16 protein-coding genes are annotated in these 18,373 nt (G+C 70.0%); 8 read left to right on the top strand and 8 right to left on the bottom strand.

Going from position 1 to position 18,373, the window contains the following annotated elements; all coding sequences use genetic code 11:
- The first annotated feature begins 71 nt into the window (after window positions 1–71).
- Entirely contained in the window at window positions 72–1,253 is a 1,182-nt protein-coding gene (locus RBT54_RS14125) for a glycerate kinase (RefSeq protein WP_320367713.1), read from the top strand.
- A gap of 115 nt (window positions 1,254–1,368) precedes the next feature.
- Window positions 1,369–2,304: an AEC family transporter gene (locus tag RBT54_RS14120; protein WP_320367712.1), complete on the top strand. Its 936-nt coding sequence runs from the start codon at window positions 1,369–1,371 to the stop codon at window positions 2,302–2,304.
- A 57-nt stretch (window positions 2,305–2,361) separates the two neighbouring features.
- Here RBT54_RS14120 and RBT54_RS14115 read toward each other — a convergent pair whose 3' ends face one another.
- Window positions 2,362–2,913 carry a hypothetical protein gene (locus tag RBT54_RS14115; protein ID WP_320367711.1) on the bottom strand — a complete coding sequence of 184 codons (552 nt, stop codon included), beginning with the start codon at window positions 2,911–2,913 and terminating at the stop codon, window positions 2,362–2,364.
- Between the two features lie 156 nt (window positions 2,914–3,069).
- Between RBT54_RS14115 and RBT54_RS14110 the strand changes: the two genes are divergently transcribed.
- Window positions 3,070–4,668 carry a glycoside hydrolase family 19 protein gene (locus tag RBT54_RS14110; protein ID WP_320367710.1) on the top strand — a complete coding sequence of 533 codons (1,599 nt, stop codon included), beginning with the start codon at window positions 3,070–3,072 and terminating at the stop codon, window positions 4,666–4,668.
- 95 nt (window positions 4,669–4,763) lie between these two features.
- On the opposite strand, the gene RBT54_RS14105 is transcribed toward RBT54_RS14110, so the two are convergent.
- From RBT54_RS14105 to RBT54_RS14090, 4 genes are read right to left on the bottom strand one after another with little or no spacing between them, the layout of a single operon-like run.
- Window positions 4,764–5,846, bottom strand: coding sequence for an alkene reductase (locus tag RBT54_RS14105; protein ID WP_320367709.1), 1,083 nt, complete (start codon window positions 5,844–5,846; stop codon window positions 4,764–4,766).
- Window positions 5,843–7,201, bottom strand: a complete 1,359-nt coding sequence (locus RBT54_RS14100; RefSeq protein ID WP_320367708.1) for a polysaccharide pyruvyl transferase family protein — start codon at window positions 7,199–7,201, stop codon at window positions 5,843–5,845. Before RBT54_RS14100 ends, RBT54_RS14105 begins: the two co-directional genes overlap by 4 nt.
- Window positions 7,202–7,212: 11 nt before the next feature.
- Entirely contained in the window at window positions 7,213–8,013 is an 801-nt protein-coding gene (locus RBT54_RS14095; protein WP_320367707.1) for an ABC transporter permease, read from the bottom strand.
- Window positions 8,007–8,684: an ATP-binding cassette domain-containing protein gene (locus tag RBT54_RS14090; RefSeq protein ID WP_320367706.1), complete on the bottom strand. Its 678-nt coding sequence runs from the start codon at window positions 8,682–8,684 to the stop codon at window positions 8,007–8,009. Before RBT54_RS14090 ends, RBT54_RS14095 begins: the two co-directional genes overlap by 7 nt.
- Window positions 8,685–8,940: 256 nt before the next feature.
- On the opposite strand from RBT54_RS14090, the gene RBT54_RS14085 reads away from it, so the two are divergent.
- Window positions 8,941–9,318 (top strand): hypothetical protein, encoded by a 378-nt coding sequence (locus tag RBT54_RS14085; RefSeq protein WP_320367705.1) that lies wholly within the window; start codon window positions 8,941–8,943, stop codon window positions 9,316–9,318.
- Window positions 9,315–9,506 carry a hypothetical protein gene (locus tag RBT54_RS14080; protein WP_320367704.1) on the top strand — a complete coding sequence of 64 codons (192 nt, stop codon included), beginning with the start codon at window positions 9,315–9,317 and terminating at the stop codon, window positions 9,504–9,506. Before RBT54_RS14085 ends, RBT54_RS14080 begins: the two co-directional genes overlap by 4 nt.
- 24 nt (window positions 9,507–9,530) lie before the next feature.
- On the opposite strand, the gene mscK is transcribed toward RBT54_RS14080, so the two are convergent.
- Window positions 9,531–12,878 carry a mechanosensitive channel MscK gene (mscK, locus tag RBT54_RS14075; RefSeq protein WP_320367703.1) on the bottom strand — a complete coding sequence of 1,116 codons (3,348 nt, stop codon included), beginning with the start codon at window positions 12,876–12,878 and terminating at the stop codon, window positions 9,531–9,533.
- A gap of 171 nt (window positions 12,879–13,049) precedes the next feature.
- Here mscK and RBT54_RS14070 point away from each other — a divergent pair, with 171 nt between their 5' ends.
- Window positions 13,050–13,823, top strand: coding sequence for a hypothetical protein (locus RBT54_RS14070; protein WP_320367702.1), 774 nt, complete (start codon window positions 13,050–13,052; stop codon window positions 13,821–13,823).
- Window positions 13,824–13,912: 89 nt separating this feature from the next.
- Window positions 13,913–15,112 (top strand): YbfB/YjiJ family MFS transporter, encoded by a 1,200-nt coding sequence (locus RBT54_RS14065; RefSeq protein WP_320367701.1) that lies wholly within the window; start codon window positions 13,913–13,915, stop codon window positions 15,110–15,112.
- 34 nt (window positions 15,113–15,146) lie between these two features.
- Here RBT54_RS14065 and nudC read toward each other — a convergent pair whose 3' ends face one another.
- On the bottom strand, window positions 15,147–15,986 hold the full coding sequence (nudC, locus tag RBT54_RS14060; protein WP_320367700.1) for an NAD(+) diphosphatase: 840 nt from the start codon (window positions 15,984–15,986) through the stop codon (window positions 15,147–15,149).
- A gap of 14 nt (window positions 15,987–16,000) precedes the next feature.
- Window positions 16,001–17,113: an NADH:flavin oxidoreductase/NADH oxidase gene (locus RBT54_RS14055; RefSeq protein WP_320367699.1), complete on the bottom strand. Its 1,113-nt coding sequence runs from the start codon at window positions 17,111–17,113 to the stop codon at window positions 16,001–16,003.
- A 296-nt stretch (window positions 17,114–17,409) separates the two neighbouring features.
- Here RBT54_RS14055 and RBT54_RS14050 point away from each other — a divergent pair.
- Window positions 17,410–18,373 (top strand): NADP-dependent isocitrate dehydrogenase (locus RBT54_RS14050; protein ID WP_320367698.1); only part of this gene is annotated, 964 nt, incomplete at its 3' end.

Here is an 18,373-nt window from a genome sequence, read left to right as displayed (position 1 = left end):
GCCGAGCTCGCCCAAGCTCGCATTCACCTGCCGCGCTCGCTGGCACCGCCAAAAACCGGGAGACACCCGCCATGAAGATCGTCATTGCCCCCGATTCATACAAGGAAAGCCTGTCCGCGCTCGAAGTCGCGCAGGCGGTCGAAGCTGGCTTTCGCGAGGTCTTCCCCGACGCCGACTACGTGCTGTTGCCGATGGCCGACGGCGGTGAGGGCACGGTCGAAGCGATGGTCGCCGCAACCGGTGGGCGCAAGGAGATCGTCGCCGTCGCCGGGCCGCTCGGCGAGCGCGTCGAAGCTTTCTATGGCCTCACCGGCGACGGCGACACCGCGGTGATCGAGATGGCCGCCGCCAGCGGCCTGATGCTGGTGGCCCCGGCTGCGCGCAACCCGCTGTGCACCAGCTCGCGCGGCACGGGCGAGCTGATTCGCGCAGCGCTCGACGCCGGCGCGCGCCGCTTCATCCTCGGCATCGGCGGCAGCGCCACCAACGACGGCGGAGCCGGCATGGTGCAGGCGCTCGGCGCACGGCTGATGGACGGCGAAGGCAAGGAACTCGACGGCAGCGGTGGTGACCTCGCGCGCCTGGAACGCATTGATGTTTCCGGGCTGGATGCGCGCCTGGCCGAGTGCCGCATCGAGGTCGCGTGCGATGTGGATAACCCGCTTACCGGTGCGCACGGCGCCTCCGCCGTGTTCGGCCCGCAGAAGGGCGCGACGCCCGAGATGGTGCAGGTGCTCGACGCCAACCTTGCGCGCCTGGCCCGCATCGTCGAGCGCGACCTCGGCGTGGCGGTCGATCAGGTGCCGGGTGCCGGCGCGGCCGGCGGCATGGGGGCGGCGATGCTGGCCTTCTTCGGCGCGACGCTCAAGCCGGGCATCGAGATCGTCACCGCTGCGGTCGAACTCGATGTCCATGTGCGCGACGCCGACCTGGTGATCACCGGCGAGGGTCGCATCGACTTCCAGACCGTGCATGGCAAGACCCCCATCGGCGTCGCTCGGGTGGCGAAGCGCTACGGCAAGCCGGTGATCGGCATCGCCGGTTCGCTCGGCGCGAACGTGGGCGTGGTGCACGAACATGGCATCGACGCGGTGTTCAGCGTTTTGAACAGGCCGTGCTCGCTCGACGAGGCGCTGCGCGATGCGGCCGTCAACGTCGAACTTACCGCGCGCAACGTGGCGGCGGTGCTGCGCATGGGCGCGCTGCCCGGCGGATCGGTGAACGGGGCGGTGGGCACCGGCAATCCGCATTAATCCGGCTGCGGCGCGCTACCGGAGCAGGCATCATGGCGACTGAAGCACCTGACTGATCCTCGCAGGTGTGCATTCCCCTGCTGCAAACCACCGCCCACGCGGCCTGCCACTCGTCATGGACATCATCTTCGGCATCATCCTGCCGGTCTTCGGCACGCTCGGCCTCGGCTATGCCGCGGCGCGCTTCGGTGCATTCGACGAGGCCGCCAACCGCGGGCTGTCGCTGTTCGTGTTCAACTTCGCGCTGCCGCTGATGCTGTTCCGCGCGATCGCGCAGGCCGAATTGCCGGACGCGATGCCCTGGGGCTACCTGCTGTCCTACTACATCGGCGCCTTCGGGATTTATGCGCTGGCGATGTTCGGCGGGCGGGTGCTGTTCGGGCGCCGGCTCGACGAACAGGCCGTGCTCGGGCTGGGTGCGGGTTTCTCGAACACCGGGATGCTCGGCATTCCGCTGGTGATGACCGCCTACGGTCCGTCTGCGGCGCTGCCGCTGTTCGTGATGATCGCTTGCCACAGCCTGCTGCTGTTGCCGCCGACCACCGCGCTGATCGAGGCGGCGCAGGGCGGCAAGCAGTCGCCCGGCGCCATGCTGGCAAAGCTGGCGAAGAGCGTGCTGGCGACGCCGATCATCTGGGGGCTTTCCTGCGGGCTGGCGTTCGCGCTGTTCGGCATCGAAATTCCCGGTCCGCTCGACGCGGTGGCCAAGGGTCTCGGCAGCGCGGCAACGCCGTGTGCGCTGTTCGCGCTCGGCGCCTCGCTGACGCGCTACAGCCTGGGCGGAAACCTGCGCGAACCGGCGCTGCTGGTGGTGCTGAAGACCGTTCTGCACCCGCTGATCGTGTGGGTGCTGGCCACCCAGGTGTTCGACGTGCCGCCGCTGTGGGTGGCGACCGGCGTGCTGCTGGCAGCGCTGCCGGCAGGTATCACGCCCTACCTGTTCGCGCAGCGCTACGGCGCGTGCCAGTCCACCGTGGCGTCCGCGGTGTTCCTGTCCACATTGGTATCGGTGGCGACGCTGTCGGCATTGCTGTTCGTGCTGCGGCCCTGACGAGGTGGCATGCCCTCGCCCTCATCCGGGCGCGGTTGTGCGGGGGCGTTCAGGTTTTTAGGGGTTCGCGCCAGTGCGCGTTTGCTCGAAGCGCCGGCACTGCACGGGCGAGACGTCCGTCAGATTGCCGGTGGCGGCATGGAACAGCGAACCGAGCGCGCGATCGTTCTGCCAGCTCTCATGCAGGGCGAGCGAGCCGCGCAGGCCCTCCAGTTGCACCGCATCGGGTGCCGGCGCAGTGAAATCGAGCATGCGCAGCTCACCATCGGCATCGGCCAGCGCCGCGAAGCGCAACGCGCCGGCGAGGTCGGGCGAGGCATCGCTCTGTCCGGCGGAGAAGCGTCGGGTTTCGGGCTGGCCGGGAATGCGCCACAGGAAATCGGGCGTGACGATCTCGAAGCGAGTCACGCTACGGCCGTCCGCGCCGAGGCCGAGCAGAAGTCGCGTTTCGTCGGCGTTGTCGAGGCGGCTGCACGCGATCAGCCATGGTGTGGCGGCAGGGCCGGGTATGGGGCGGGCTGCCGGGGTGTCCTGCAGTGGCGATTCGGCGCTGCAGCCGCCGGTGAAGGCGAGACCGACCAGCACAGCGAGCGCGGCAGCGGTGTTCATGGCCGGCGAGCGCCGGCGCGCAGGAGTCGTTCGCATCGCTTCCATCCGGGGCATGACTGTGCGGGCATTATGTCCGAACTGCGCGTCGGCCCGCCGGCTTGAAAAGCCGCATTCCGTGGGCTTAAGTTGGAAGACGGACCGAGAACGGAGAGCGCCATGCTGATCACCCGCGACCTGCTGACCCGGATGGGAGCCACCGCAGCCAATGCGGACAAGCATCTCGATGCGCTGAACGCGGCGCTGGCGGTGCATGGCATCGACTCCGAACTTCGGATTGCGCACTTCCTCGCCCAGGTCATGCACGAGTCCGGGTGCCTGCGGCTCGTCGAGGAAAACCTGAAGTACTCCGCCGAAGGTCTGCGCAAGACCTTCCGCAAGTATTTCCGCACCGACGCCGAGGCCCAGGCCTACGCCCGCCAGCCCGAACGCATCGGTAGCCGGGTCTACGGCGGGCGCATGGGCAACGGCCCGGAATCCACCGGCGAGGGCTACCGCTATCGCGGCCGCGGCCTGATCCAGCTCACCGGCAAGGACAATTACCGCAGCTTCGCGCAATGGGTCGGCGCCGACGTGCTCGCCAACCCCGACTGGGTGGCCGAGCGCTACGCGGTGCAGTCGGCGGTGTATTTCTGGGAGAAGAACCACCTGAATGCGCTCGCCGACATCGATGACCTGGCCGGGATCACGCGCCGGATCAACGGCGGGCTCAACGGCTACGAGGATCGCCACGACCTGCTGCTGAAGGCCAAGCGCACGCTGGCCGAACTGGCCGCGGCGGGTGCCGTGGACACGGTGCCGGCGCCGGTGGCGCTGCAGCCGACTCACCGCGTCAAGGCCACCCAGCTCACCCTGCGCAGCGCGCCGGTGGTGGCCGAGCGCACCAGGGTCGCGCTGCTCAACCAGGGCAAGGATGTGCACGTGCAGGGGGCGGCGTCCGAGCCCGGCTGGGTGCGCGTGCGCGTGTCGCTCAGCGGTCTGCTGCGCGAGGGCGTGGTGGCCGAGCGCTTCCTCGAAGCCCTGCCCCTCACGCGCAGCCGCGGTGCGGCGATCAGCATGGCTGCGCCGGCGCTCCCGGCCCTGCCCGCGGCGCACATGCAGGAAGACCGCGCCGAGATCACCCGCTGCCTCGACGGCGGTCGCGCCTACCCGCTCGGCGAGCCTGGCCGACCCGCGCGCAGCGGGCGCAGCGCGGAGCGCCTGGCGCAGTCGGTGGCGGCGATCGTCGACTATCTGGACGTAGCCAACCCGGCACACCTGCGCTACCAGCCGCGCGGCGGCACCACCTACTGCAACATCTACGCGACCGACTTCGCCTGGCTGTGTGGTGCCTATCTGCCGCGGGTGTGGTGGACCGACCGTGCGCTGCTGCGCCTGCGCGCGGGCGAGCGCGTGGCGGTGGAGTACGGCCGCACGGTGCGCGAAGTCAACGCCAACGCGCTCTACGACTGGCTCGAGGATTACGGCCCGGCCTTCGGCTGGAAGCGCGAGGTCGAGCTCACCGCGCTGCAGGCGGTGGCCAACGTCGGCGAGGTGTGCGTGATCGTCGCCCGTCGGGCGGACCTCAACCGCCCCGGCCACATCACCGCGGTGGTGCCCGAGACCGGCGACGCGAAGGCGGTGCGCAACGCACAGGACGAAGTCGTGCGCCCGCTCGAATCCCAGGCCGGCACGCGCAACGTGCTGCGCGCTCCACCGGCGAGCGCGTGGTGGCAGGGCAGCCGCTTCCAGGCGTTCGCGTTCTGGCGGCATCCCTGACGCAAGGTCATGGCGGGCGGGATGGCGTACACGCTCGCCGCGCTGCTGGGCGCCGCGGAGGCGCCTCAGCGCCCAGCAGCGCGGCCTGCTGCGCCTCAGTTGCGCGCGGTTTCTTCCAATGTCGGATAGTCGGTGTAGCCCTGCGGTCCCGGGGTGTAGAAGGTCTCCGGGTCGGGCGCGTTGAGCGCGGCCTTGCGCCGGATGCGCTCGGGCAGGTCGGGGTTGGCGAGGAAGGCGGTGCCGAATGCGACCGCATCGAGCTGGCCGGCGGCGATCGCGGTGCTGGCCTCGTCGGCGCCGTAGCCCATGTTGCCGATCAGCACGCCACGGAAGGCGGCGCGCGCCGGCGTCACCACGTCGCCGTGCTGCTGGCCGAAGAAGTCGCCGCGCATCAGGTGCAGGTAGGCGAGCCGCCAGTCGTTGAGGCAGCCCGCGAGCCAGGTGGTCAGGCCGATCGGGTCGCTGTCGATCATGTCGTTGTAGCTGTTGAGCGGCGACAGGCGCACGCCGACGCGGCCGCTGCCCCACACCTTGCACACCGCATCGAGCACCTCGAACAGCAGGCGTGCGCGGTGCTCGCGCGGGCCGCCGTAGGGGCCGCTGCGCTTGTTGCTGCCGTCGCGCAGGAATTCGTCGAGGAGGTAGCCGTTGGCGCCATGCACTTCCACGCCATCGAAGCCGGCCGCGCGTGCGTTCTCGGCCGCGCGCGCGAAGCCGGCGACGATGCCCGGCAGCTCGTCGTCGCGCAGCTCACGCGGCACGACGTAGGGCTGCTTGCCCTGCGGCGTATGCACCTCGTCGCCGGTGATCGCGAGCGCGCTGGGCGCCACCGGCTGGCGGCCGTCGTTGAGTAGCGGGTGGCAGGCGCGGCCGCCGTGCCAGATCTGCAGCACGATGCGCCCGCCTGCGGCGTGCACCGCGTCGGTGACCTTCTTCCAGCCGGCGACCTGGGCCTCGGAGTGGATGCCGGGCTCGTGCCAGAAGGCGGAGTTGCCCTCCATCGCCATCGTCGCCTCGGCGATCAGCAGGCCGGCACTGGCGCGCTGGGCGTAGTGGGTGACCATCAGCTCGCCCGGCACGTGGCCGTCCTCGGCGCGACAGCGGGTGAGCGGGGCCATCAGGATGCGGTTGGGCAGGGCGAGCTCGCCGGCCTGCAGCGGGGTGAAGAGATCGGTCATGGGGTCTTGTCCTCGGGGTCGATCGAATCGAAAAGTTGGGCGAAGGCTGCGCGCGCTGCCGCCTCGGCGAGGTCGGCGAGGCGCACGGCCTGCGCCTTGCGTTCGGCGAGCGCTTCGTCAAGCACGGAGTGGGCGAGCGCGCGTAGGTTCCCCGGCGCGGCCAGATGATGGCGTTGCGGCGGGTACCAGGTGTCGAGCCAGGCGCTCACCTTGGCGGCCTGCGGTGCGCCGCCGACGATGCTGATCGCCGGGCGTGCGAAGGCGTCGGCAATGATGCGCGCGTGCAGGCTGCTCGCACAGCACAGCGCTGAGTTCGCGATCAGCGCGCACAGGTCGAGGACGTGGCGGGACTCGGCGACCACCACGGAGTCCGGATTGGGCAGGTGGCGGCGCAGGCGCTGGAGCACCTCCGGGTCGTCGTGCCAGGGTGCGCGGCCGGTGCAGAACAGCACGATCCCCAGGCCGTGGTCGCGGTGGATCGCTGCCAACTCACGCGCGAGCGCGGCGAGGGCGGCGTCGTCGCCGAGCTCTGCCGCGAGTTGCACCGCCACGTAGCCTTGCGCGAACTGCGTCCGCAGCGCCGCGGGTTCGCCCTTCGCGGCGTGGCGCGCGACCTCGGCGCCGAGCAGACGCTCGACCAGCACCGCCGGATCGGGGACGAGCGCCGCGTCGATGCCCGCCGCGGCGAGCGCGTTCCAGGTGCGCCGGTCGCGCACCTGCACCCGTCCGGCCGCGCGCAGCTCGGCGAGCGCTTCGGCACGCAGCGCGGCGGGCAGGGCCGTGAAGCCGACGCCGCCGATGCCGGTGTGCACGATGTGCGTGCCGCGGGGAAGCGCGGCATGCGGGGCGAGGTAGGGCAGTCCGCGCGGGCACTCCAGCGTATGCCGCGCCCACGCTTCGCGTGTGGCCGGATCGCGACCGTGCAGCGCGATCGCGCGTGCGGCGGCGGCGGGGTCGAGCAGCATCACCGCCGCCTCCCAGGCGCTGCAGCCGAGGATCTCGCCGCCGACCTGCAGCAGCGCGGGGGCCGCCGCGGGCGCCGCGCCGCAGGGGGCCTGGCGCCATCGCCCGGCGAGCGTCGCGAGCGCTTCCACGCGGGCGCCGCCGTCCGCCCGCAGGTCGCGCGCGGCGAGGCCGGCGAAGCGCACATCCCGCCCGGGCAGGCGGCGCGCGGCCAACTCGGCGGCGATGCGACCGAGCAGCAGGTCCCCGAGGTTGTGGCGGTCGAAGGCGCCGAACAGGATGAGCGGGGCGCGCTGCGCTTCGCCGCCGGGGGTTTCCACGGCAGAAGGCGTGGGTGCGGCATGCGCCAAGGCGACGGCAGCAGACGTCGGTGGCGGGGCGGCCGCGTTCATTGCGCTCGCCCTCAATCCGCGCTGGTACGCAGGCGGTCGAGGCGCAGGCGCTGGCGCTCGTCGAACAGCCGGCGCGCGCCCAGGCTCACCGCGACCACGGTGCCGAAGCCGGTGCCGCCGGCGATCAGGAACATCACCAGGATCTGGTACTTCACCGCCTCGACCGGCGGCGTGCCGGCGAGGATCTGGCCGGTCATCATGCCGGGCAGGCTGACGATGCCGGCGGCGGCCATGGCGTTGATGATCGGGATCATGCCGACGCGGATCGCCTCGCGCCGACTGTCGGCGATGGTCTCGTTCCAGTCCTGGCCGAGCGCGAGCCGGGCTTCGAGCACCGCGCGTTTCGCGCTCGCCTCCTGGGTCAGGCGGTCCAGCCCGAGTGCGATGCCGTTCATCGTGTTGCCCAGCACCATGCCCAGCAGCGGGATGGCGTATTGCGGCGCGTACCAGGGGGTGTTGCCGATGACCACGACGAGCGCCAGCACGCTCACGGTGAAGGACGACACGAACATCGACAGCGTGCCCAGCCCGAAGCCCCACCAGCCGGAGAAGCGGCGCCTCTGGCGTGCCATCACCTCGCGCCCGGCGGCGGTGATCATCACCGCCGCCATCGCCGCCACCCACAGGAAATGCACGTTGTCGAACAGCAGCTTGAGCACCAGGCCGATCAGCAGCAACTGGATCGTGGTGCGTGCGGCCGATATCACCAGGTGCTGCTCGATGCCCAGGCCCAGGCGCATCGACAGTCCGGCCAGGGCGAGGATCAGCAGCGCCGCGAGCGACAGGTCGAGTACCGAGAGTTCGATCACCATGCTGCTCCCTCCACGCCGGAGGCCTTGTCCGCGCCTGCGGTTTCGCCCCCGTCTGCGCCCGCTCGGTCGACTTCGCCTTCCTCGACCAGCCGGCCGTCCTCGAGCACGAAGCGGTGCTGCGCCACCCGGGCCGCCTGGCGCGGGTCGTGGCTGACCCACAGCAGGGCGGCGTCGTGCTCGCGGCGATAGTCGTCCAGCAGGGCCTCGACGCGGGCAGTGCTGTCCTCGTCGAGGTTGCCGGTGGGCTCATCCAGCAGCAGTGCGGCGGGCTGGCGCATCAGCGTGCGCAGCAGGGCCAGGCGCTGACGCTCGCCGGTGGAGCAGCGCGCCACCTCCCAGTCGAGCGCCGCGGCGGGCAAGCCGAGGCGCTCCAGCCAGGCGGGGTTGCAGCCGTCGGCAAAGTGGGTGCCGATCGTGTCCGCCCACCACTGGCCCTCGGCCATCACCAGCGCCACCTGGCGCCGCCACTGCGCTGCGGGCATCGCGGCGCAGGCGCGGGCGTCGAGGCGGGCCTCGCCCTGGTGCGGGTCGAGGTCGGCGATGGCGCGCAGCAGCAGCGACTTGCCGCTGCCCGAGGCGCCGCGGATGCAGACGCATTCGCCGGCGCCGATGGCGAGGTCGATCGGGCCGACGTGGAGGGTGCGAAGCTGGTGCAGGACGAGGGCGGGCATGGACCGCATCTTCCCGTGCGGCCGGCGCTATTTCAACCGCGGGTGTCACGCGCGGTCCGCACGCATGCTCCTGGCCGCGCAACCCGCGCCGGGGCGCCTGCCGTGCGCGATGCTTGCAATTGGAGACCGCGGTCGCGGTGCATTTGCGCGAAAATGCACGCTCCGCGCGCACGGCGACGGAATTTTTTGATCGCGCGGGGTTCAGACTTCGGCGATGCGGCGCAGGCGGTCTGCGCAGCTCATCCAGGACACGCACATGCACAAGGATCCCCGCTTTTCCGGTCTTTTTCTCAACCTCGACCGCGGCAGCGCCACCCCGCCCTCGCTCTGGCAGAAGATCGTCGGCGGTGTGGCGATGGTGGGCGTGTTCGTGCTCGCGCTGACCTTCTCGGTGGCGCTGTTCGCGGTGGTGATCACCGTCGGTGCCGTCGTCTGGGGCTACGTGTGGTGGAAGACGCGCGCGGTACGCAAGGCCATGCGCGAACACATGGCGGCCGAGATGGAAGCCCGGCGCGCTGCCGGCGCCGCGCATGCGGGCGGCGCCGCTGTGCGTGGTCTGATCATCGAGGGCGAGGTGATTCGCGAGGTCAAGGCAGACGAGCCGTCCCCGGGCCCGGGGCGGGACCGCACATGAGCCCGACCGATGCGGCGGGTCGCCCGCCCGCGCGTGATGTCAGCGCGGGCGAATGTTGTGCGCAGGCGCAGATGGCCTCCTACGCGCGCCTCGAGGCCGCGCGCCGCGCACCCGAGCAGGCCGCGTCCGGGCCCGGGCGCCATCTGCTGCGCGTGCTTGCACGGGTCTTGCGCATCGCGCCACGCTGAGCGCGCCGTCGCCCCGCGCCCGCCTCAGTGTGCGTCGCTCGCGCTTGCCTGCGGTGGCTGCATGATCGTCTGCAGCCGCGCTTCCTTGCCGTCGATGCTGCGGATGTGCACATCCATCTGGTTGAAGGCGATCTCGATGCCGTTTTCCTTGAAGAGACGGTCGATCTCGCGGTTGATCTCGTCGATGGCGGCGTTGCGATCGGCGAGTTCGCGCACATGCACGCGCAGCTCGTGGTCCAGCGTGCTGGCGCCGAAGCTGAGGAAGAACACCAGCGGCGCAGGCTCCTTCAGCACACGCGCGTTGTCGCTGGCGATCTGCAACAGCAGCTTGCGTGTGAGCTCGAGGTCCGAGCCGTAGGCCACGCCCACCCTGACCGTGATGCGGGTGACGGTGTCGGTCAGCGACCAGTTGGTGAGCTCTCCGGTGATGAAGGCCTTGTTGGGGACGATCATCTCCTTGCGGTCGAAGTCGGTGATCGTCGTCGCGCGGATTTGGATGCGGCTCACCGTGCCCGACACGTTGCCGATCGTAACCGTGTCGCCGATGCGCAGCGGGCGCTCGAACAGGATGATCAGGCCGGACACGAAGTTGGCGAAGATCTCCTGCAGGCCGAAACCCAGGCCCACCGACAGCGCCGCAACCAGCCACTGCAGCTTGTCCCAGCTCACGCCCAGCGTACCCAGCGTGGCGACGATGCCGACGCCCATGATCAGGTAGGACAGCAGCGTGGTGGTGGCATAGGCACTGCCCTGGGCCAGCTTGAGGCGTGACAGCACCAGCACCTCGAGCAGGCCCGGCAGGTTGCCGGCGAGCAGGAACACGATCGTGGCGATCACCAGCGCGGCCAGCAGGTCGCGCAGGCTGATCGGCGTGACGCTGGCGGTATCGCCGCTGCCGCTGGCGTACTCGTACAGGGTGATGTTGTCGAGGTAGGAGAACACCGTGACGAGGTCGGCCCACACCCAGTACAGGCTGACGATCAGACCGGCGAGCAGGCCGAGGTGCACCAGGCGAAGCGACTGCTTGCTAATGCGAGCGATGTCGAGCCGTGGCGCCTCGGCGCCATCGTCGGTGTCGGTGCCGGCGAGGCCGTCGCGCTCTGCGGCCTCGCGTCGTGCGACGGCCTGCTGGTGGTCGAGGCGGCGCGCGGCGACGCCGAGGGCGCGGATCACGGTGGCCTCGACGAGGCGCCAGACGATGAGCACGAACAAGGTGTCGATCAGTCGCCCGGTCAGCTTGAGTGCGGTGTAGTAGTAGCCCATCAGCACGGCGGCGATGAGGGCGATCGGCATCAGGCCGAGCGCAACGCCGATCGCCACGCGCACCGGCGAGAGCCGATCCTCCTGGGAGCGGTGGATCAGCAGCCGTGCCATCAGCCAGGCCATGATCGCGTAGCCGGTGAGCAGGGTCAGGATGCCGAGCACGTCATTGGCGAGGACTTCGGGCTGGCGCTCGGTGACGGTGATGATGGCGACCACGGCGAGCACGACCAGGCCGAGCTGGCGCATGTTCCGATGCAGTTCGCGCACCCGCTCCACTGGCCAGCAGAAATGGCGCTCGGCGACGCCGCCGGGAGCGAGCACGCGGTAGGCGGTGTAGAACACCAGCCAGGCCTGGGCCATCTGCAGCAGAGCGGCCCCGAGGCTGGCGTTCTGGCCACGGGCGTCCATCTGCAGGGCAAGGCCGGCGAGCGCAAGCAGCAGACTGCCGGGCAGTGCGAGCAGCACGTTGAGGAAGATGGCCAGCGGCGTGTGCAGCTGGCTGTCGCGCCGCACGTAGCCGATGTCGGCATGCAGGCTGTCGAGCTTGTCGCGCAGCCAGCGCCGGCGCAAGACCAGCCCGAGCGTCAGCAGCAGCACCGGCAGGAGCAGGAAGGGGCGCGCCTGCAGCCCGGACCACAGCTCGGTGGTGGCCGACTGCCACGGAATGGCGGCGAGCTGGGCCTGCAGCGTGGCGGGAATCGCCTTCAGCCAGGCGAGATCGAGCGGGCGGTTGCTCGGGATCCAGAACATCTGCTCGTCGAGGGTGATGCGCAGGCGGTCGGCAGTGGCCTGCAGCTGGCGCTCGTTGAGCTGCAGCGTGATCGACTCGTTGAGCACCGTATTGAGCTCGCGGTTGAGGCGCTCGAGCAGTTCGGCGCGTGCCGTCAGCAGGGCCGGCAGCTGTTCGCGGGTGGTTTCGTCCACCTGTCCGGGCGGGCCTTCGGCGATCAGGCGCTCGGCGTAGGCGGCGGGGCGGCCGAGCGCCTCGCGCTGCTTGTTGACCTCGAACTGGTAAAGGCGGATGTCGGCGATCTGTTCGGCAAGCTGCTTGTCCACGCTGGGCTGCGGCAGGGCGCGCTTCTGCTCGAGCAGGATGCGCGACAGCAGCAGGCTGCCCTGCAGCACGTTGATCTGCTCGTCGATGATGGTGCCGGCGCGGTTCAGGCTGTCGAGCTGCTGGCGCGTGGCGAGGTTGCGCTGGGTCAGGGTGTTGAGGTGCTCGGCGGCGCGCAGCAGGTAGGACGACAGCTCCTGGTTGGTGGCGACTTCGCGTGCGAGCAGGCTGTCGCCGCCACTCGAGGCGGCCTGCTCGCGCGCGATCGCGGCGACGGTTTCCTCCGCCTGCGCGCTGCGGCGGACGTTGATGGCGGTCTGCAGGGCCTGCGCTTCTGCGCCCAACAGCTGCAACTGCAGGGTGGCGAGGTCGCGCCGTGCCTGGCCCAGGTCCTGCAGCACGCTGCCGGCGGCGAGTTCCTGCTGGCGCAGCGTGCTCTGGGCGTCGAGTGCATGCCATTCCGCCGCCAGCGCTTCGCGCCGGTCGATGCTCAGCGCGCGGCCGTCGCGGCCCGGCTCGCGGTTGGCGGTGAGGGCGGCCTCGATGATCGCCATGCGCGTCTGGTTGGCGCTGATCTCGGTCTGTGCGCGCTCGGGTCCGGTTCGTGCACCCAGCAGCAGGGCGTTGGCTTCGTCCAGGCTGCGCTGCCATTCGGCGAGCGTGGTGTTGCGCTCGGCAAGGCGCTGTTCGAGTTCGGCGGCGGGCAGCTCGGGGTCGATGACGATATTCGGGCCGGCCTCGCTGTCGGTCTGCAGGCGGGACAGCTGTGCGCGTGCGTCGGCGGTGCGCCCGGGGGCAGCGGCCAGGCGCTCGTTGAGGGCCGTCAGCTGCTGCCGGTAGTCCTCGGCCGCCGCCAGCCGCGACAAGGCCTGATCCAGGGTCTGCTGGGCGGCCTGCTGCTCGGCCTCGGGCAGCTTGCGATCGGCCAGCGCGGCGATGCGCGCGCGCAGCTCGTCGGCCGATGGCACCGGCGGCGGCTCGGCGGCGGCGTGCGATGCAAGCAGCGCAATGAGCACGAGGGCAAGGACGCGGAGCAGGTGCGTGAGCGAGGTCATGCTGGCGATGGGATGCGCGGAGGCTGTCGGGGCAAGGCCGGAGTGTACCCTGCTCGCGCGCGCGCCGCGGCTATGTAGCGTAAGCCGGTGTCGGCGCCCGCTCCGGAACTCTTCGTGCCCGCGGGGGCACTCATTGCTGTCCGCCGCCCACGCTGGGAAGTTCTTGCCGCCATGCCGCCCCTCGCTCGCCTGATCCTGCCCCTCTTCGTCCTGCTGCTCGCCGCGCTGGCGTGGCTCAAACCGCTCGACCAGCTCGCCGAGACCCATGCCGAGGCCGGGCTCAAGCGTGCGGTGGCGAGCTTTGCCGCCGCGCGTGCGCTCAACGCGGTGATCTCGGTGGTGCAGGGCACCGAGATCACCGGCGGCGTGGTGGTGGGTGTCAAGCTGGCGCCTGGCCAGGTGCTGGACCCGGTCAATGACCTGGTCGAACAGTTCTCGACCCTGATGCTGGCGGCCAGCATCGCCTTCGGCGCGCAGCTGCTGCTGATGCAGATCGGCGCCGGCTGGCTGATGGCCGGGGCCGTGAGCCTTGCGGCCGTGGCCTGGGCCGGGTACGCCCTGCGCGGCCCGCCGCCCGCCTGGTTGTCGCGGGTGCTGGTAGCGCTGCTGCTGGTGCGCTTCATCGTGCCGGTGGCGGCGCTGACCAGTGAGTACGCCTTCCAGACCTTCATGGCCGAGGAGTACCAGGTGCATCAGCGCGGCATCGAGCAGGCGGCCGATGCCTTCGGCGCCCTGCCTGCGGCCGAGGAGGCGGCCAAGGCGCGCTGGTGGGAGCTGCGCGAGCGTATCGACGAGCTCAAGGCTTCGGCCGAACGCATCGTCGACCACACCATCCGCATCGCGGTGGTGTTCCTGCTGCAGACCCTGGTGCTGCCGTTCGTGGTGATGTGGGCAATGCTGCAGGCGGCGCGCCTTTTGCTGTCGCCGACGGGGCAGCGCGCGTAGCGCCGGGCAGGCTGTCTGCGCAGGGCGCTTGAATCCATGGTCGGTGCAGACTATGGTGTGCCCCCCCGGGGAGACGGAAAACAACAACGATGGACGATCAGATCCAACGCATGAAGGTGCTCGGCGCCGGCATCTTCAGCCTGGTGCTCGCGCTCGGCGTCGCGCGCTTTGCCTACACGCCGCTGCTGCCGCTGATGCAGGCGCAGGCCGGACTCGGGCTCGCCGAAGGCGGCTGGCTGGCGGCGATCAATTACGCGGGCTACCTGACCGGTGCGCTGACCGCAGCCTCGATCAGCGACCTCGTGCTCAAGGACCGGCTGTTCCGCATCGGCATGGTGGTGGCGGTGCTGACCACGGTGATGATGGGGCTCACCACCGACTTCTGGGTGTGGGCGCTGTCGCGTTACCTGGCAGGCCTGGCGAGTGCGGCGTCGATGCTGCTCGGCACCGGGCTGATCCTGAACTGGCTGATCCGCCACAATCACCGCAGCGAGCTGGGCATCCACTTTGCCGGCATCGGCCTGGGCATCGCCGGCTGCTCGGTGGCAGTGGCGTTGATGAGCCAGTGGCTGGACTGGCGCGAACAGTGGTTCGTGTTCACCGCAATCGCCTGCGTGCTGCTGGTGCCGGCGCTGGCCTGGCTGCCGGCGCCCGACACCAGCGCGGTGACCCGTACCGGCGCGCCGATGCATGACAATCCGCCGAGCACGCTGTTCATGCGCGTGTTCATGGCGTCGTACTTCTGCGCGGGCGTGGGTTTCGTGGTGAGCGCGACCTTCATCGTCGCCATCGTCAATCGCCTGCCGGGGCTGGAAGGCCAGGGCAGCTGGAGCTTCCTCGCCATCGGCCTCGCGGCAGTGCCGGCGTGCATCGTGTGGGACTTCATCGCTCGCCGCACGGGAGCGCTGAACGCCCTGATCCTGGCCGCGGTGTTGCAGATCGTCGGCATCCTGCTGCCGGTGGTGATGGGCGGCATGGTGGGGGCAATCGCGGGCGCCTTGCTGTTCGGCGGCACCTTCGTCGGCATGGTGAGCCTGGTGCTGACCATGGCGGGACGGTACTACCCCACGCGGCCGGCGAAGATGATGGGCAAGATGACCATCTCCTACGGCGTGGCGCAGATCCTCGGCCCGGCGGTCACCGGCTGGCTGGGTGCGACCTTCGGCAGTTACGCGGGCGGCCTGTATTTTGCTGCGGCGATGATGGTGCTCGGCACTGTGCTGCTGGTGCTGCTGAAGCTGGTCGAGGGACGCGACGCGCGCGCGGCGAAGCTGGCGCCCACCGTTTGACGCAGTGCGCCGAGCGGTCCGGCCCGGCGGACGCTCAGCCGGCTGGCGGCCACGGCCGGCCGTGGCGCAGGCAGAAGTCGCGCAGCAGCAGGTTGGCCATCGCATAGCGGGTCGGAAACACCGCAGGCAGGGTGTCCACGTGGAAGAAGCGCGCGTCCTCGATCTCGTCGGGCGCACAGACGATCTCGCCCGCCTCGTATTCGGCCTGGTAGCCGAGCATCAGCGCGTGCGGAAACGGCCACGGCTGGCTGGCGAAGTAGCGCAGCTTGCCGATGCGCAGCCCGGTCTCCTCGTGGATCTCGCGATGCACCGCCTGCTCGGCCGACTCGCCCGCGTCCACGAAGCCGGCGAGCGCGCTGTACAGCCCGGGCGGAAAGTGCGGCGAACGCCCGAGCAGGATCTCGTTGCCGCGCTCGACCGCGACGATGACCACCGGCGACACGCGCGGGTAGTGCTCGCGGCCGCAGTCCGGATTGGTGCAGCGGCGCATCAGCGCCGGCCGCGTGGCGAGCGCCGTGGGCGCGCCGCACTGGCCGCAGAAGCGGTGCGAACGGTCGAACTCGAGCAGTTCGAGGGCGCGTGCGGCCAGGCTGCGGGTGCCGACGGGCAGGGTGTCGAGCAGGGACTTGAGGTGGCGGAATTCGTGCCCGGGCGGAGGTTCGTGCTCGCGCTCGACCTCGATCACCGCCCACGGCCGGCCGTCGGGGCCGCTGAAGTCGAGCGTGCGCAGCGGGCGCAGGCCGGCCAGCCAGGGACGCGGCGTCGCCGCGAGTGTGCCACCGGCATCCACCAGCAACTGATGCCCGCGAAACACGAGCGTGCAGGCCTCAGAGGGAACAGGGTGCTCCGGGAGGACACCGGGTGCGTTCAGCATGCGGGCCTCGACCCTCAGCGCTGGCCGATGTGCGCGCCGGCGAACAGCGCCTTGTGCTCGGCCGGTTGCGAGCGCCAGTACTGACGCGGCGCTTGCACCTGTGCGCCGAGCCGGGCGGCGGCGTGCCACGGCCAGCGCGGGTCGTAGAGCATGCCGCGGCCGAGGGCGACGAGGTCGGCGTGGCCTTCGGCGATGATCGCTTCGGCGTGCTCGGGCGTGGTCACCAGGCCGACCGCGATCACCGGAACCTTGACCGTGCGCCGGATCTCGGCCGCCAGCGACACCTGGTAGCCGGGGCCGAGCGGGATCTTCTGCAGCGGCGACACGCCGGCGCTCGACACGTGCAGGAAGCTGCAGCCGCGCGCTTCGAGCGCCTGGCAAAAGGCGATGCTCTGCTCCACGTCCCAGCCGCCCTCGACCCAGTCGGTGGCCGAAAAACGCACGCCCACCGGCAGTGCTGCGGGCAGCGCCGCACGCACCGCGTCGAAGACTTCGAGCGGGAAGCGCATGCGGTTCTCCAGCGACCCGCCGTAGCGGTCCTCGCGCTGGTTGGCGAGCGGCGACAGGAACTGGTGCAGCAGGTAGCCGTGGGCGCAGTGCAGCTCGATCAGGTCGAGCCCGAGGCGGGCGGCGCGGCGCGCGGCGTCGACGAAGGCCTCGCGCACGCGGTCGAGTCCGGCTTCGTCGAGCGCCACCGGTGGCCGCTCATCGGGCGCATGCGCGATCGCCGACGGCGCGACCGTCTGCCAGCCGCCTTCCTCCGGCGACAGCAGCGCGCCGCCGTCCCACGGCGACTGGCTGGAGGCCTTGCGCCCGGCGTGTCCGAGCTGGATGCCGATCGGCATCGCGCAGTAGCGGCGTACGGCGGTGAGCACGCGGTCGAGTGCGGCCTCGGTCTCATCCGAATACAGGCCGAGGTCGCCCGCGGTGATGCGGCCCTCGGGTATGACCGCCGTGGCCTCGATGATCAGCAGGCCGGCGCCCGACTGTGCGAGCTGGCCGAGGTGGATCAGGTGCCAGTCGGTCGCGCAGCCCGCTTCGGCCGAGTACTGGCACATGGGGGCGATGACGATGCGGTTGGGAAGTTGCAGCTTGCCGATGCTCAGGGGCGAGAAAAGCGCGCTCATTGCAGCTCCTTGGGGCGTGATGGTTTGCGGAGGACGATTCACTTCGTCCCCTTGCCTGAAAACGGGATGGGGAGGATCGGACAATTCGGAGTCGATGTCGACCGGCAGCCTCGAATGCGGGTCATGTGTGCTGCGCGGGGCGTTCATTTCGCGATGTGAATGCAGGTTTCGATGTCGGCACCGTCGATAAGTGGTATTTTTCCGGCGACTGCGTTCGAGCGGCCAGCGGGTCGCGCTGGCGACAGGGGGTCGCCGTGCGGTCGTCGAGACAAGATCTAAAACACTAGGGGAAACAAATGTCTGCAGGGAAATCGAAGATCATCTACACGCTCACGGACGAAGCGCCACTGCTGGCGACGTGCGCCCTCCTTCCGATCATCCGGACCTTCACCGGCCCTGCAGGCGTCGATATCGAGAAGGCCGACATCTCGGTCTCGGCCCGCGTGCTGGCGGAGTTTCCCGAGTACCTGTCGGAAGACCAGCGCGTGCCCGACACGCTCGGCGAACTCGGCCGCCTGACACTCGAGCCCGACACCAACATCATCAAGCTGCCCAACATCAGCGCTTCGGTCGCGCAGCTCAAGGCCTGCGTCAAGGAACTGCAGGAAAAGGGCTACAAGATCCCCGATTACCCCGAGGACCCCAAGACCGATGAGGAAAAGGCGCTCCGCGCCCGCTTCGGCAAGTGCCTGGGTTCGGCGGTCAACCCGGTGCTGCGTGAAGGCAACTCCGACCGCCGCGCCCCTGCTGCGGTCAAGAACTACGCGAAGAAGAACCCGCACTCGATGGGCGAGTGGAAGCAGTGGTCGCAGACCCACGTCTCGCACATGCACCACGGTGACTTCTACCACGGCGAGAAGTCGATGACGATCGACAAGGCGCGCGACGTCAAGATGGAGCTGATCACCAAGTCGGGCAAGACCATCGTCCTCAAGCCCAGGCTTGCGCTGCTCGATGGCGAGATCATCGACTCGATGTTCATGAGCAAGAAGGAGCTGTGCGAGTTCTACGAGAGGGAACTCGACGACTGCCGCGAGGCCGGCATCCTGTTCTCGCTGCACGTGAAGGCGACGATGATGAAGGTGTCGCACCCGATCGTCTTCGGTCACTGCGTGCGCATCTACTACAAGGAGGCCTTCGAGAAGCACGGCAAGCTGTTCGACGAGCTCGGCATCAACGTCAACAACGGCATGGTCGATCTGTACGAGAAGATCAAGACCCTGCCCGAGTCCAAGCACGACGAGATCATCCGCGACCTGC

The organism is Thauera sp. (assembly GCF_034003485.1).
Taxonomy (GTDB): Bacteria; Pseudomonadota; Gammaproteobacteria; order Burkholderiales; family Rhodocyclaceae; genus Thauera.
The sequence above is the reverse complement of the archived record's forward strand: the minus strand, read 5'-3'. Positions and strand labels throughout refer to the sequence as shown.

Bases quoted from the DNA above. Each gene is read 5' to 3' on its own strand.
- RBT54_RS14095 (WP_320367707.1), bottom strand. From the start codon at position 8,013: ATGGTGATCGAACTCTCGGTACTCGACCTGTCGCTCGCGGCGCTGCTG.
- RBT54_RS14055 (WP_320367699.1), bottom strand. From the start codon at position 17,113: ATGAGCGCGCTTTTCTCGCCCCTGAGCATCGGCAAGCTGCAACTTCCC.
- RBT54_RS14070 (WP_320367702.1), top strand. From the start codon at position 13,050: ATGCCGCCCCTCGCTCGCCTGATCCTGCCCCTCTTCGTCCTGCTGCTC.
- RBT54_RS14080 (WP_320367704.1), top strand. From the start codon at position 9,315: ATGAGCCCGACCGATGCGGCGGGTCGCCCGCCCGCGCGTGATGTCAGC.
- RBT54_RS14115 (WP_320367711.1), bottom strand. From the start codon at position 2,913: ATGAACACCGCTGCCGCGCTCGCTGTGCTGGTCGGTCTCGCCTTCACC.
- RBT54_RS14065 (WP_320367701.1), top strand. From the start codon at position 13,913: ATGGACGATCAGATCCAACGCATGAAGGTGCTCGGCGCCGGCATCTTC.
- nudC (WP_320367700.1), bottom strand. From the start codon at position 15,986: ATGCTGAACGCACCCGGTGTCCTCCCGGAGCACCCTGTTCCCTCTGAG.
- RBT54_RS14110 (WP_320367710.1), top strand. From the start codon at position 3,070: ATGCTGATCACCCGCGACCTGCTGACCCGGATGGGAGCCACCGCAGCC.
- RBT54_RS14105 (WP_320367709.1), bottom strand. From the start codon at position 5,846: ATGACCGATCTCTTCACCCCGCTGCAGGCCGGCGAGCTCGCCCTGCCC.
- RBT54_RS14125 (WP_320367713.1), top strand. From the start codon at position 72: ATGAAGATCGTCATTGCCCCCGATTCATACAAGGAAAGCCTGTCCGCG.
- RBT54_RS14085 (WP_320367705.1), top strand. From the start codon at position 8,941: ATGCACAAGGATCCCCGCTTTTCCGGTCTTTTTCTCAACCTCGACCGC.
- mscK (WP_320367703.1), bottom strand. From the start codon at position 12,878: ATGACCTCGCTCACGCACCTGCTCCGCGTCCTTGCCCTCGTGCTCATT.
- RBT54_RS14090 (WP_320367706.1), bottom strand. From the start codon at position 8,684: ATGCCCGCCCTCGTCCTGCACCAGCTTCGCACCCTCCACGTCGGCCCG.
- RBT54_RS14100 (WP_320367708.1), bottom strand. From the start codon at position 7,201: ATGAACGCGGCCGCCCCGCCACCGACGTCTGCTGCCGTCGCCTTGGCG.
- RBT54_RS14120 (WP_320367712.1), top strand. From the start codon at position 1,369: ATGGACATCATCTTCGGCATCATCCTGCCGGTCTTCGGCACGCTCGGC.